This window comes from Staphylococcus sp. Marseille-Q5304 (genome assembly GCF_943737015.1).
In the GTDB taxonomy this organism is placed as follows: Bacteria; Bacillota; Bacilli; order Staphylococcales; family Staphylococcaceae; genus Staphylococcus; species Staphylococcus hsinchuensis.
This window is the reverse complement of the sequence record NZ_CALSFP010000001.1, coordinates 662,533-674,837: the sequence shown is the minus strand read 5'-3', so window position 1 is coordinate 674,837 and position 12,305 is coordinate 662,533. Positions and strand designations below refer to the sequence as shown.

The window sequence follows — 12,305 nt, the reverse complement described above, 5'->3', positions numbered from 1 at the left end:
TTTATCAATTAAATATATAATAAGTTTTCAATCTAGGAAAAGGAGAACAACATGAAAAAACTATTTATAATAATACTTTTGCTTATCCCGGCCTTATTTATTGGTTTGATTATAGGTGGTTTTCAATACTTAAACGAAGATGAATATTATTATGGTGTTATATCCTCTGATAATAAAACAGCTTATAACTTAGTAGCTAAAGACAATACTATGAAAGTATATGATTTAACCTCAAACCAAAAGTATCAACATGGTGACATCATACGTGTACATACGACAGATGGTAAAGGAGTTATCGTAGATACAAAAAAAGTTTCTAAAGATAAAATACCAAAAGAAATATTAGAAAAATATCCAAATAAATTTAAATAAAAAACCCCACCTTTTAAGGTGGGGTTTTACTTTTATGACTTTTAACCTTTTGTATCTTACAGAAAATAGCTATTCTGAACAACGTCCACAATAAAAACAGTTGAATTATGGCAATGTCTATAAAAATATTTTTTTGTACCTCTCAATCCTTAGAGTCCCACCGGTCTCAAGTGTTTTTGGACAATGGCCACTTAAAAATAGCCTTGTTGTCCACTCGTTGTCCAAAATATTGATACTTAATGGATTATATAAAAAAACGGAACCCCGTGGTTGTGGGATTCCTAAAATAAAATGATGCTTTATGATGTTAAATGAATACCGGTGGTCGGGTTCGAACCGACACTCCATAAATGGAACGGGATTTTGAGTCCCGCGCGTCTGCCAATTCCGCCACACCGGCTTTAGATAAACAAAAAACTTCCATAACGGAAGCAATCAAATGGAGCGGAAGATAGGACTTACACCTATACTTCATTCCGGGAAGGAATGTGTTCTAAAAGTTAAACTACTCCCGCATATTAAAATGGAGCGGAAGATAGGACTTGCACCTATACCTCGTTCCGGGAAGGAACGTGTTCTAAGAGTTAAACTACTCCCGCATATTAAAATGGAGCGGAAGATAGGACTTACACCTATACTTCATTCCGGGAAGGAATGTGTTCTAAGAGTTAAACTACTCCCGCATATTAAAAATGGAGCGGAAGATAGGGCTTGCACCTATACCTCGTTCCGGGAAGGAACGTGTTCTAAAAGTTGAACTACTCCCGCATATTTCATGGAGGCGGCAACCGGATTTGAACCGGTGATAAAGGTTTTGCAGACCTCTGCCTTACCACTTGGCTATGCCGCCAATAACTGGGCTAGCTGGATTCGAACCAGCGCGTGACGGAGTCAAAGTCCGTTGCCTTACCGCTTGGCTATAGCCCATTAATGTTATTAAGGGCGGTTGATGGGAATCGAACCCACGAGTGTCGGAACCACAATCCGATGCGTTAACCACTTCGCCACAACCGCCATGGCAGGGGCAGTAGGAATCGAACCCACATCAAAGGTTTTGGAGACCTCTATTCTACCGTTGAAATATGCCCCTATTTTAACTAATGGTGGAGGGGGGCAGATTCGAACTGCCGAACCCGAAGGAGCGGATTTACAGTCCGCCGCGTTTAGCCACTTCGCTACCCCTCCATGAGATGGTGCCGGCCAGAGGACTTGAACCCCCAACCTACTGATTACAAGTCAGTTGCTCTACCAGTTGAGCTAGGCCGGCATATGAATGGTTCAGGACAGAGTCGAACTGCCGACACATGGAGCTTCAATCCATTGCTCTACCAACTGAGCTACTGAACCATAATGGCGGTCCCGACGGGAATCGAACCCGCGATCTCCTGCGTGACAGGCAGGCGTGTTAACCGCTACACTACGGGACCTAAATATAATTGCGGGAGGCGGATTTGAACCACCGACCTTCGGGTTATGAGCCCGACGAGCTACCGAACTGCTCCATCCCGCGATAATGTTATTTAATGGCGGAGGAAGAGGGATTCGAACCCCCGCGAGCCGTTAAACTCCTGTCGGTTTTCAAGACCGATCCCTTCAGCCAGACTTGGGTATTCCTCCATTAAAATAAAAAGTATTAAATTGTAAAAATGGCGGAGGAAGAGGGATTCGAACCCCCGCGGGCCGTTAAGCCCCTGTCGGTTTTCAAGACCGATCCCTTCAGCCGGACTTGGGTATTCCTCCAAAAAATTATATGGACCTTGCAGGATTCGAACCTGCGACCGAACGGTTATGAGCCGTTAGCTCTGACCAACTGAGCTAAAGGTCCTAAAATATAATTTATAAATAAAATATGATGGCGGTGGAGGGGATCGAACCCCCGACCTCACGGGTATGAACCGTACGCTCTAGCCAGCTGAGCTACACCGCCGATATTGAATTTATCAGTATTTAATTTATATTAAAAACATGGTGGAGACTAGCGGGATCGAACCGCTGACCTCCTGCGTGCAAAGCAGGCGCTCTCCCAGCTGAGCTAAGCCCCCAATATTTTATTTGGTTATCGGGAAGACAGGATTCGAACCTACGACCCCTTGGTCCCAAACCAAGTGCTCTACCAAGCTGAGCTACTTCCCGTAAACTAACGCGCCCGATAGGAGTCGAACCCATAACCTCTTGATCCGTAGTCAAGCGCTCTATCCAGTTGAGCTACGGGCGCAAAAATTTAAATGGTGCCGAGGACCGGAATCGAACCGGTACGGTGATCTCTCACCGCAGGATTTTAAGTCCTGTGCGTCTGCCAGTTCCGCCACCCCGGCACTATAATGGAGCAGAAGACGGGATTCGAACCCGCGACCCCGACCTTGGCAAGGTCGTATTCTACCGCTGAACTACTTCTGCATATGCGGGTGAAGGGAGTCGAACCCCCACGCCGTAAGGCGCTAGATCCTAAGTCTAGTGCGTCTGCCAATTCCGCCACACCCGCATGTAAATTCAAATGGTGAGCCATAGAGGATTCGAACCTCTGACCCTCTGATTAAAAGTCAGATGCTCTACCAACTGAGCTAATGGCTCAAAACATGGTGCCGGCCAGAGGACTTGAACCCCCAACCTACTGATTACAAGTCAGTTGCTCTACCAGTTGAGCTAGGCCGGCTAATGTATTTAAATGGTGGAGGATGACGGGTTCGAACCGCCGACCCCCTGCTTGTAAGGCAGATGCTCTCCCAGCTGAGCTAATCCTCCGAATAATTGCCTGGCAACGTCCTACTCTTGCGGAACGTAAGTCCGACTACCATCGGCGCTAAGGATCTTAACTTCTGTGTTCGACATGGGAACAGGTGTGACCTCCTTGCCATTGTCACCAGACAATGCAATGTATGAAATTATACATTCAAAACTAGATAATAAGTAAAATGAATGAAACCAAACAAAACGTTTAAAAATTGATTAAGTCTTCGATCGATTAGTATTCGTCAGCTCCACGTATCGCTACGCTTCCACCTCGAACCTATTAACCTCATCATCTTTGAGGGATCTTATAACCGAAGTTGGGAAATCTCATCTTGAGGGGGGCTTCATGCTTAGATGCTTTCAGCACTTATCCCGTCCATACATAGCTACCCAGCGATGCCGTTGGCACGACAACTGGTACACCAGAGGTATGTCCATCCCGGTCCTCTCGTACTAAGGACAGCTCCTCTCAAATTTCCTACGCCCACGACGGATAGGGACCGAACTGTCTCACGACGTTCTGAACCCAGCTCGCGTACCGCTTTAATGGGCGAACAGCCCAACCCTTGGGACCGACTACAGCCCCAGGATGCGATGAGCCGACATCGAGGTGCCAAACCTCCCCGTCGATGTGAACTCTTGGGGGAGATAAGCCTGTTATCCCCGGGGTAGCTTTTATCCGTTGAGCGATGGCCCTTCCATGCGGAACCACCGGATCACTAAGTCCGTCTTTCGACCCTGCTCGACTTGTAGGTCTCGCAGTCAAGCTTCCTTATGCCTTTACACTCTATGAATGATTTCCAACCATTCTGAGGAAACCTTTGAGCGCCTCCGTTACTCTTTAGGAGGCGACCGCCCCAGTCAAACTGCCCATCTGACACTGTCTCCCACCATGATTAATGGTGCGGGTTAGAAATCCAACACAGCAAGGGTAGTATCCCACCAACGCCTCCACGTAAGCTAGCGCTCACGTTTCTAAGGCTCCTACCTATCCTGTACAAGCTGTGCCGAATTTCAATATCAGACTACAGTAAAGCTCCACGGGGTCTTTCCGTCCTGTCGCGGGTAACCTGCATCTTCACAGGTACTATGATTTCACCGAGTCTCTCGTTGAGACAGTGCCCAAATCGTTACGCCTTTCGTGCGGGTCGGAACTTACCCGACAAGGAATTTCGCTACCTTAGGACCGTTATAGTTACGGCCGCCGTTTACTGGGGCTTCGATTCGTGGCTTCGCAGAAGCTAACCACTCCTCTTAACCTTCCAGCACCGGGCAGGCGTCAGCCCCTATACATCACCTTACGGTTTAGCAGAGACCTGTGTTTTTGATAAACAGTCGCTTGGGCCTATTCACTGCGGCTCTCCTGGGCTTGCACCCTAAAGAGCACCCCTTCTCCCGAAGTTACGGGGTCATTTTGCCGAGTTCCTTAACGAGAGTTCGCTCGCTCACCTTAGAATTCTCATCTTGACTACCTGTGTCGGTTTGCGGTACGGGCACCAGTATTCTAGCTAGAGACTTTTCTTGGCAGTGTGAAATCAGCGACTCGAGGAAACAATTTCCTCTCCCCATCACAACTTGACCTTATGAGTGTCGGATTTGCCTAACACTCAGTCTTATTGCTTGGACGTGCACTCCAACAGCACGCTTCGCCTATCCTACTGCGTCCTCCCATCGCTTAAAACGAATCATGGTGGTACAGGAATATCAACCTGTTATCCATCGCCTACGCCTGTCGGCCTCAGCTTAGGACCCGACTAACCCAGAGCGGACGAGCCTTCCTCTGGAAACCTTAGTCAATCGGTGGACGGGATTCTCACCCGTCTTTCGCTACTCACACCGGCATTCTCACTTCTAAGCGCTCCACATGTCCTTGCGATCATGCTTCAACGCCCTTAGAACGCTCTCCTACCATTGTCCTACGGACAATCCACAGCTTCGGTAATATGTTTAGCCCCGGTACATTTTCGGCGCAGTGTCACTCGACTAGTGAGCTATTACGCACTCTTTAAATGATGGCTGCTTCTAAGCCAACATCCTAGTTGTCTGGGCAACGCCACATCCTTTTCCACTTAACATATATTTTGGGACCTTAGCTGGTGGTCTGGGCTGTTTCCCTTTCGAACACGGATCTTATCACTCGCGTTCTGACTCCCAAGTTAAATTGATTGGCATTCGGAGTTTGTCTGAATTCGGTAACCCGAGAAGGGCCCCTCGTCCAAACAGTGCTCTACCTCCAATAATCATCACTTGAGGCTAGCCCTAAAGCTATTTCGGAGAGAACCAGCTATCTCCAGGTTCGATTGGAATTTCTCCGCTACCCACAACTCATCCGCTCACTTTTCAACGTAAGTCGGTTCGGCCCTCCATTCAGTGTTACCTGAACTTCAGCCTGGTCATGGGTAGATCACCTGGTTTCGGGTCTACGACCAAATACTCAACGCCCTATTCAGACTCGCTTTCGCTACGGCTCCACATTTGCTGCTTAACCTTGCATCAGATCGTAACTCGCCGGTTCATTCTACAAAAGGCACGCCATCACCCATTAACGGGCTCTGACTACTTGTAAGCACACGGTTTCAAGTTCTATTTCACTCCCCTTCCGGGGTACTTTTCACCTTTCCCTCACGGTACTGGTTCACTATCGGTCACTAGAGAGTATTTAGCCTTAGGAGATGGTCCTCCCAGATTCCGACGGAATTACACGTGCTCCGTCGTACTCAGGATCCACTCAAGAGTGAACAGATTTTCGACTACAGGATTATTACCTTCTCTGATGTAACTTTCCAGTTACTTCGTCTAATCTATTCTTTTCTAACTCCGTAGAGAGTGTCCTACAACCCCAATAAGCAAGCTCATTGGTTTGGGCTCTTCCCGTTTCGCTCGCCGCTACTCAGGGAATCGATTTTTCTTTCTCTTCCTGCGGGTACTAAGATGTTTCAGTTCTCCGCGTCTACCTTCGGATATGCTATGTATTCACATATCGATAACACGACATAACTCGTGTTGGGTTTCCCCATTCGGAAATCTCTGGATCACAGCTTACTTACAGCTCCCCAAAGCATATCGTCGTTAGTAACGTCCTTCATCGGCTTCTAGTGCCAAGGCATTCACCGTGCGCCCTTAATAACTTAATCTATGTTTTTAGTCAAAAGACTAAAAAGCAAACGTTATTAATCTGTGAGTGTTCTTTCGAACACTAGCGATTATTTTTTGAATTCAAGCGTATACACGCTATTCACTCGGTTTTGCTTGGTAAAATCATTATTTTACTTATTTATCTAGTTTTCAATGTACAATAATTATAATGGTGGAGACTAGCGGGATCGAACCGCTGACCTCCTGCGTGCAAAGCAGGCGCTCTCCCAGCTGAGCTAAGCCCCCGTTATATAAAATTAATATGAAATGGTGGGCCTAAGTGGACTCGAACCACCGACCTCACGCTTATCAGGCGTGCGCTCTAACCAGCTGAGCTATAGGCCCATTTCGTATTTAAACGCTCAAAATGAGCATTCAAAACTGAATACAATATGTCGTTGTTATTCCGTTTCATCTTCGTAGAAGATGTTCCGAATATATCCTTAGAAAGGAGGTGATCCAGCCGCACCTTCCGATACGGCTACCTTGTTACGACTTCACCCCAATCATTTGTCCCACCTTCGACGGCTAGCTCCAAAGGTTACTCCACCGGCTTCGGGTGTTACAAACTCTCGTGGTGTGACGGGCGGTGTGTACAAGACCCGGGAACGTATTCACCGTAGCATGCTGATCTACGATTACTAGCGATTCCAGCTTCATGTAGTCGAGTTGCAGACTACAATCCGAACTGAGAACAACTTTATGGGATTTGCTTGACCTCGCGGTTTAGCTGCCCTTTGTATTGTCCATTGTAGCACGTGTGTAGCCCAAATCATAAGGGGCATGATGATTTGACGTCATCCCCACCTTCCTCCGGTTTGTCACCGGCAGTCAGCCTAGAGTGCCCAACTTAATGATGGCAACTAAGCTTAAGGGTTGCGCTCGTTGCGGGACTTAACCCAACATCTCACGACACGAGCTGACGACAACCATGCACCACCTGTCACTTTGTCCCCCGAAGGGGAAAACTCTATCTCTAGAGCGATCAAAGGATGTCAAGATTTGGTAAGGTTCTTCGCGTTGCTTCGAATTAAACCACATGCTCCACCGCTTGTGCGGGTCCCCGTCAATTCCTTTGAGTTTCAACCTTGCGGTCGTACTCCCCAGGCGGAGTGCTTAATGCGTTAGCTGCAGCACTAAGGGGCGGAAACCCCCTAACACTTAGCACTCATCGTTTACAGCGTGGACTACCAGGGTATCTAATCCTGTTTGATCCCCACGCTTTCGCACATCAGCGTCAGTTGCAGACCAGAAAGTCGCCTTCGCCACTGGTGTTCCTCCATATCTCTGCGCATTTCACCGCTACACATGGAATTCCACTTTCCTCTTCTGCACTCAAGTTTTCCAGTTTCCAATGACCATCCACGGTTGAGCCGTGGGCTTTCACATCAGACTTAAAAAACCGCCTACGCGCGCTTTACGCCCAATAATTCCGGATAACGCTTGCCACCTACGTATTACCGCGGCTGCTGGCACGTAGTTAGCCGTGGCTTTCTGATTAGGTACCGTCAAGACGCGCACAGTTACTTACGCATTTGTTCTTCCCTAATAACAGAGCTTTACGATCCGAAGACCTTCATCACTCACGCGGCGTTGCTCCGTCAGGCTTTCGCCCATTGCGGAAGATTCCCTACTGCTGCCTCCCGTAGGAGTCTGGACCGTGTCTCAGTTCCAGTGTGGCCGATCACCCTCTCAGGTCGGCTACGTATCGTTGCCTTGGTAAGCCGTTACCTTACCAACTAGCTAATACGGCGCGGGTCCATCCATAAGTGATAGCAAGGCCATCTTTCACTTTAGAACCATGCGGTTCTAAATATTATCCGGCATTAGCCCCGGTTTCCCGGAGTTATTCCAGTCTTATGGGTAGGTTACCCACGTGATACTCACCCGTCCGCCGCTAACGTCAAAGGAGCAAGCTCCTTATCTGTTCGCTCGACTTGCATGTATTAGGCACGCCGCCAGCGTTCATCCTGAGCCAGGATCAAACTCTCCATAAAAATTTATGATGTTTGATTAGCTCATAATACTAAATGTGTTTCTTCAACACTTTTTAACAACTTTAAGTTGTTGTGTTTGGAATTAACGTTGACATATTGTCATTCAGTTTTCAATGTTCATTTTTCACGTTACAAGAATTTATTCTAACATTAAGTAAATATTAAGTCAATAATAAAATTCTTTTTTATTTATTAAGTTTGTTGTGTTTTTTTGAACTCAACGTTTTCTATTGTATTACCTTCTCAACCAATTAACAAGTATCAATTTTACACTTTTTTGAATTGATAAGGAAAGGCTAATACTGTTTTTGTCGCTCTTGTTTTGACGACTTTTTTATAATATCAACTTTAAATAGCATAGTCAATCATATTCAAGGATATTTTTAGTTTAATTTTACCTTTCAAACGTTTTATTATTGTTTAATTGTATTAAATGTAAATATAGTGTAAATGACTATGTAAATCTTTATATTAATAACGCCTCTTTTATTACTTTACATTGACGAGATTAGATATAAATAACTAGCCATTTCTCATTTCTTCTATTAAAAAAGCCTTATTTGCATACAACCACTACTAAGCACTTGTTTCTCAGCGTATATAAACTTTGTGAAAATAAAAAAAGATAAGACAATTCAATGTCTTATCCTTAACATAACAATCATGGTTTCATAAAGCTGTTATATCTTAGCAATCACTTTAGAAACCACAGCTTAAGATTTCAATTAACTGTTAGATTTTTTATCTTGGCATTCTTTACACAGACCATAAATTTCCATACGGTGATGCGTTATATTAAAGTCAGTTACGTGTTGGGCTAATTGCTCAACTTCATCCAATTGTGGATAATGGAAATCAACAATCTTACCACACTGTTCACATATAACATGATAATGGTTATGTGTATTAAAATCGAAACGACTAGAAGAATCACCATATGGTAATTCTTTGACTATACCTGTTTCTTTAAAAACACGTAAATTATTGTATATTGTAGCAACACTTATATTAGGAAAATCTGGTGAAAGTGCTTGATAAATTTCATCTGCAGTTGGATGTGTATGTGAAGCAATCATAAATTTTAAAATTGCTTGTCTCTGGGGAGTAATTCTAATCCCGGCTTGTCTTAATGTAGCAATCGAATCTTCTAATTCGTGTTCAATTGTATCCATTTCTGCACTCATTTCCCTCACCATCTTTCTATTTAATAATGATTATTACTTAATATTAATATAACTGTTAAAAGTGTGGAATGTCAATAAACAATGTCAGAATCAACTTAATAACCATTTTGTGGTTCGACTTCATTCTCAATTAACTTACCGTAATTGAGAAAATGGGATAAATTATCCATGAATAATAGTGTCGCTTCTTTACTGTGATCTGCTCCATTTCCTGTTATATGTGCAGTTATCGTTACGTTTTCAAGGTCATATAATGGATTATTGGATTTCAGGGGTTCATTTTCAAATACATCTAAATATGCATATCTTATTAGTCGTTCTTTTAATGCATTGATAATTATCTCTTCTTTAACAATTGTACCTCTACCTACATTAATAAACAGAGCAGTATCTTTCATACGTTCAAAATGTGCTTTGTTAAGTAGGTGAACTGTTTTCTCAGTTTCAGGCAAAGTATTTACTACAATATCCGCTTGTTCTAGCGCTTCATTTAGGTCATCAATTGCATACGTTTTTTCAAAATCTTTAACTGATCTACCAGATGTGTTTACACCAGTAATATGAAGACCGAGTGCTTTTGCAATAGTAGTGGTACGTTGAGCGATATTGCCAGTTCCTAAAAATAGTATACGTTCTCCTTTAACCATAGGTGCAGTAATCTTTGAATCGTACTTTCTATTATTTTGATTATCATAAGACGTTCTCATCATTTTATAGTCGTCTAAAATAAAGCCGATTATAAATTCTGCCATTTGTTTCGCATGGATCCCTCTACCATTCGTTAATAAAATGTTATTTTCATCTATATATTTAAGTGGTAAATTATTTACACCAGTTGAGTACCAAGCAATCCATTTTAATTGAGGGCATTGTTCTAGAAAGGATTGAGATATGTTGCCATCATAACCAAATATAATATCTAAATCATCTTGATCTTCCTTTTTTACTTCGGATACGCCATCGGTAAAAATGAAATCAACATCTTTAAATTGTTGTTGTAGCTTATCTTCCATATCTCCTAATCTTCTTAATCCAACCACTTTCATTCTATCACCCCAATATATCTTTTAATTGTTGCATTTGTGTTTTAACTTTAACGTTTTCTATAAGGTCAAGAACTGTTCCATCTTCATCAAGAACAAAAGTTGTTCTTACAATTCCCATCGAAGTTTTACCGAATGCTTTCTTCTCTCGATAAACGCCAAGTTCTTCAGATAATTTATAATCTTCATCTACGAGTAAATCAAAATTCAAATCTAGTTTATTAATAAAATTTTGATGTTTTCGCTTTGAATCTCCACTTATACCATAAACTTTCACATTTGCTTCATTAAATAAGGCAATATTATCACGAAAATCACAAGCTTCTGTCGTACATGTAGGCGTATTATCTCTTGGATAAAAGTATAGAATCACTTTACTTCCTTTTAATGCGTCTTTTGAAATGATTTCACCATTTTGATTTTCTAAATTAAATTGTGGAAACTGATCTCCTTTTTGTAACATATGTCTCACCTATTTCTGTTTATACTTTATTTTATGATACGATAATAGTCGAAAATATTAAATTAAAAGAGGTTGATACACATGAATTTTAACGAAAGTGAAAGACTTCAAAAATTCTCTGACGAATATATATTAGGTGGCGTAAATTCTCCTTCTCGCTCATACAAAGCTGTAGGTGGAGGCGCTCCTGTAATGATGCGCTCTGGTGAAGGTGCATATTTATATGATGTTGATGGAAATAAATACATCGATTATTTACAAGCTTATGGACCAATTATTACTGGCCATGCTCACCCACACATTACAAAAGCAATTCAAGAACAAGCTGCACAAGGCGTGTTGTATGGTACACCTACTGAACTTGAAATTGACTTTGCTAAAAAATTAAGAGAAGCCGTTCCCTCATTGGAAAAGATTCGTTTTGTAAATTCTGGAACTGAAGCAGTAATGACAACAATTCGTATCGCCCGTGCTTATACGAATCGAAATAAGATTATTAAATTTGCAGGTCAATATCATGGACATTTTGATTTAGTGTTAGTCTCAGCCGGCAGTGGCCCTTCTCAATTAGGCTCTCCAGATTCAGCTGGTGTGCCACAAAGCGTTGCCAAAGAAGTTATTACCGTCCCTTATAACGATATTGAAGCTTATAAGGAAGCTTTAGAACATTGGGGAGATGAAATTGCTGCCGTATTAGTAGAACCTATAGTTGGAAATTTCGGTATGGTAGAACCGAAGCCTGGCTTTTTAGAAGAAGTAAATCAGCTCACACACGATAATGGGAGTTTAGTGATTTATGATGAAGTTATTTCTGCGTTTCGTTTCCATTATGGGGCTGCACAAGATTTATATAAAGTGTACCCAGATTTAACTGCATTTGGTAAAATCGTTGGCGGCGGACTACCGATTGGTGGATATGGTGGTAATCAAGACATTATGGAACAAGTAGCCCCATTAGGTCCTGCTTATCAAGCTGGTACAATGGCTGGTAATCCACTTTCAATGAAAGCAGGAATTGCCTTACTTGAAGTGTTAGAACAAGATGGCGTTTACGACAAGCTAGACCAACTTGGCCAACGTTTAGAAGAAGGTTTAAACAAACTTATTCAAAAACATCAAATTAAAGCAACTGTCAACAGAGTTTATGGTGCTTTAACACTCTATTTTACTGATGAAAAAGTAAGCAATTATGATCAAGCAGAAAATACAGACGGTGAAGCCTTTGCTCAATTCTTTAAACTCATGTTACATCAAGGTATTAACCTTGCACCGTCTAAGTTTGAAGCATGGTTCTTAACAACAGAACATACAGAAAAAGATATAGACGAAACATTAGATGCAGCAGATTACGCATTCAGTCAAATGAAATAAACTTGAATTT

Annotated in this window: 5 protein-coding genes, 29 tRNA genes and 3 rRNA genes; 2 read left to right on the top strand and 35 right to left on the bottom strand. The window is 42.7% G+C overall.

The window, feature by feature from the left end; all coding sequences use genetic code 11:
* The first annotated feature begins 51 nt into the window (after positions 1–51).
* A complete protein-coding gene (locus tag NGI30_RS03450; RefSeq protein ID WP_251519538.1) occupies positions 52–372 on the top strand; it encodes a hypothetical protein in 321 nt (106 codons plus the stop codon).
* A gap of 316 nt (positions 373–688) precedes the next feature.
* Here the strand turns inward: NGI30_RS03450 and NGI30_RS03445 are convergent.
* The 35 genes from NGI30_RS03445 to bcp all read right to left on the bottom strand — a co-directional run bounded on the left by NGI30_RS03445 (position 689) and on the right by bcp (position 10,924).
* Positions 689–772 (bottom strand) — tRNA-Leu (locus NGI30_RS03445).
* 40 nt (positions 773–812) lie between these two features.
* A tRNA-Gly gene (locus NGI30_RS03440) sits at positions 813–887 on the bottom strand.
* 9 nt (positions 888–896) lie between these two features.
* Positions 897–971: transfer RNA gene (locus tag NGI30_RS03435), tRNA-Gly, on the bottom strand.
* Positions 972–980: 9 nt separating this feature from the next.
* Positions 981–1,055, bottom strand: a tRNA-Gly gene (locus NGI30_RS03430).
* Positions 1,056–1,065: 10 nt separating this feature from the next.
* Positions 1,066–1,140: transfer RNA gene (locus NGI30_RS03425), tRNA-Gly, on the bottom strand.
* Positions 1,141–1,148: 8 nt separating this feature from the next.
* Positions 1,149–1,222 (bottom strand) — tRNA-Cys (locus NGI30_RS03420).
* Between the two features lie 5 nt (positions 1,223–1,227).
* Positions 1,228–1,299: transfer RNA gene (locus NGI30_RS03415), tRNA-Gln, on the bottom strand.
* A 14-nt stretch (positions 1,300–1,313) separates the two neighbouring features.
* Positions 1,314–1,386, bottom strand: a tRNA-His gene (locus NGI30_RS03410).
* Positions 1,387–1,388: 2 nt separating this feature from the next.
* A tRNA-Trp gene (locus NGI30_RS03405) sits at positions 1,389–1,462 on the bottom strand.
* 11 nt (positions 1,463–1,473) lie between these two features.
* Positions 1,474–1,557 (bottom strand) — tRNA-Tyr (locus NGI30_RS03400).
* A 6-nt stretch (positions 1,558–1,563) separates the two neighbouring features.
* Positions 1,564–1,639, bottom strand: a tRNA-Thr gene (locus NGI30_RS03395).
* Positions 1,640–1,646: 7 nt separating this feature from the next.
* Positions 1,647–1,719 (bottom strand) — tRNA-Phe (locus tag NGI30_RS03390).
* 4 nt (positions 1,720–1,723) lie between these two features.
* A tRNA-Asp gene (locus NGI30_RS03385) sits at positions 1,724–1,799 on the bottom strand.
* A gap of 9 nt (positions 1,800–1,808) precedes the next feature.
* Positions 1,809–1,882 (bottom strand) — tRNA-Met (locus NGI30_RS03380).
* Between the two features lie 14 nt (positions 1,883–1,896).
* Positions 1,897–1,989 (bottom strand) — tRNA-Ser (locus NGI30_RS03375).
* Between the two features lie 30 nt (positions 1,990–2,019).
* A tRNA-Ser gene (locus NGI30_RS03370) sits at positions 2,020–2,112 on the bottom strand.
* 11 nt (positions 2,113–2,123) lie between these two features.
* A tRNA-Ile gene (locus NGI30_RS03365) sits at positions 2,124–2,197 on the bottom strand.
* 28 nt (positions 2,198–2,225) lie between these two features.
* A tRNA-Met gene (locus NGI30_RS03360) sits at positions 2,226–2,299 on the bottom strand.
* Between the two features lie 39 nt (positions 2,300–2,338).
* Positions 2,339–2,414, bottom strand: a tRNA-Ala gene (locus tag NGI30_RS03355).
* 17 nt (positions 2,415–2,431) lie between these two features.
* Positions 2,432–2,505, bottom strand: a tRNA-Pro gene (locus NGI30_RS03350).
* Between the two features lie 8 nt (positions 2,506–2,513).
* A tRNA-Arg gene (locus NGI30_RS03345) sits at positions 2,514–2,587 on the bottom strand.
* Positions 2,588–2,598: 11 nt separating this feature from the next.
* Positions 2,599–2,687: transfer RNA gene (locus NGI30_RS03340), tRNA-Leu, on the bottom strand.
* Between the two features lie 7 nt (positions 2,688–2,694).
* Positions 2,695–2,769 (bottom strand) — tRNA-Gly (locus NGI30_RS03335).
* Positions 2,770–2,772: 3 nt separating this feature from the next.
* A tRNA-Leu gene (locus NGI30_RS03330) sits at positions 2,773–2,854 on the bottom strand.
* A 13-nt stretch (positions 2,855–2,867) separates the two neighbouring features.
* Positions 2,868–2,943 (bottom strand) — tRNA-Lys (locus NGI30_RS03325).
* Positions 2,944–2,949: 6 nt separating this feature from the next.
* Positions 2,950–3,025 (bottom strand) — tRNA-Thr (locus tag NGI30_RS03320).
* 13 nt (positions 3,026–3,038) lie between these two features.
* Positions 3,039–3,114: transfer RNA gene (locus NGI30_RS03315), tRNA-Val, on the bottom strand.
* 8 nt (positions 3,115–3,122) lie between these two features.
* Positions 3,123–3,237: ribosomal RNA gene (gene rrf / locus NGI30_RS03310) — 5S ribosomal RNA — on the bottom strand.
* A 77-nt stretch (positions 3,238–3,314) separates the two neighbouring features.
* Positions 3,315–6,236: ribosomal RNA gene (locus NGI30_RS03305) — 23S ribosomal RNA — on the bottom strand.
* A gap of 171 nt (positions 6,237–6,407) precedes the next feature.
* A tRNA-Ala gene (locus tag NGI30_RS03300) sits at positions 6,408–6,483 on the bottom strand.
* A gap of 22 nt (positions 6,484–6,505) precedes the next feature.
* Positions 6,506–6,582 (bottom strand) — tRNA-Ile (locus NGI30_RS03295).
* Positions 6,583–6,684: 102 nt separating this feature from the next.
* A 16S ribosomal RNA gene (locus NGI30_RS03290) occupies positions 6,685–8,234 on the bottom strand.
* Together the 16S, 23S and 5S rRNA genes with 29 tRNA genes alongside form the textbook arrangement of a ribosomal RNA operon.
* A 725-nt stretch (positions 8,235–8,959) precedes the next feature.
* Positions 8,960–9,418, bottom strand: coding sequence for a peroxide-responsive transcriptional repressor PerR (gene perR / locus NGI30_RS03285; protein WP_251942716.1), 459 nt, complete (start codon positions 9,416–9,418; stop codon positions 8,960–8,962).
* Positions 9,419–9,513: 95 nt separating this feature from the next.
* Positions 9,514–10,464, bottom strand: coding sequence for a phosphoglycerate dehydrogenase (locus NGI30_RS03280; protein WP_251942714.1), 951 nt, complete (start codon positions 10,462–10,464; stop codon positions 9,514–9,516).
* Positions 10,465–10,468: 4 nt separating this feature from the next.
* Positions 10,469–10,924, bottom strand: coding sequence for a thioredoxin-dependent thiol peroxidase (bcp, locus tag NGI30_RS03275; protein WP_251518527.1), 456 nt, complete (start codon positions 10,922–10,924; stop codon positions 10,469–10,471).
* A gap of 81 nt (positions 10,925–11,005) precedes the next feature.
* Between bcp and NGI30_RS03270 the strand changes: the two genes are divergently transcribed.
* The gene (locus tag NGI30_RS03270; protein ID WP_251942712.1) at positions 11,006–12,295 is read left to right on the top strand and encodes a glutamate-1-semialdehyde 2,1-aminomutase; all 1,290 of its coding nucleotides are present in this window, start codon (positions 11,006–11,008) and stop codon (positions 12,293–12,295) included.
* Positions 12,296–12,305 lie beyond the last annotated feature (10 nt).

Excerpts from the sequence above, each read along its gene's own strand:
- NGI30_RS03450 (WP_251519538.1), top strand. The coding sequence starts at position 52 with ATGAAAAAACTATTTATAATAATACTTTTGCTTATCCCGGCCTTATTT.
- perR (WP_251942716.1), bottom strand. The coding sequence starts at position 9,418 with ATGAGTGCAGAAATGGATACAATTGAACACGAATTAGAAGATTCGATT.
- NGI30_RS03280 (WP_251942714.1), bottom strand. The coding sequence starts at position 10,464 with ATGAAAGTGGTTGGATTAAGAAGATTAGGAGATATGGAAGATAAGCTA.
- bcp (WP_251518527.1), bottom strand. The coding sequence starts at position 10,924 with ATGTTACAAAAAGGAGATCAGTTTCCACAATTTAATTTAGAAAATCAA.
- NGI30_RS03270 (WP_251942712.1), top strand. The coding sequence starts at position 11,006 with ATGAATTTTAACGAAAGTGAAAGACTTCAAAAATTCTCTGACGAATAT.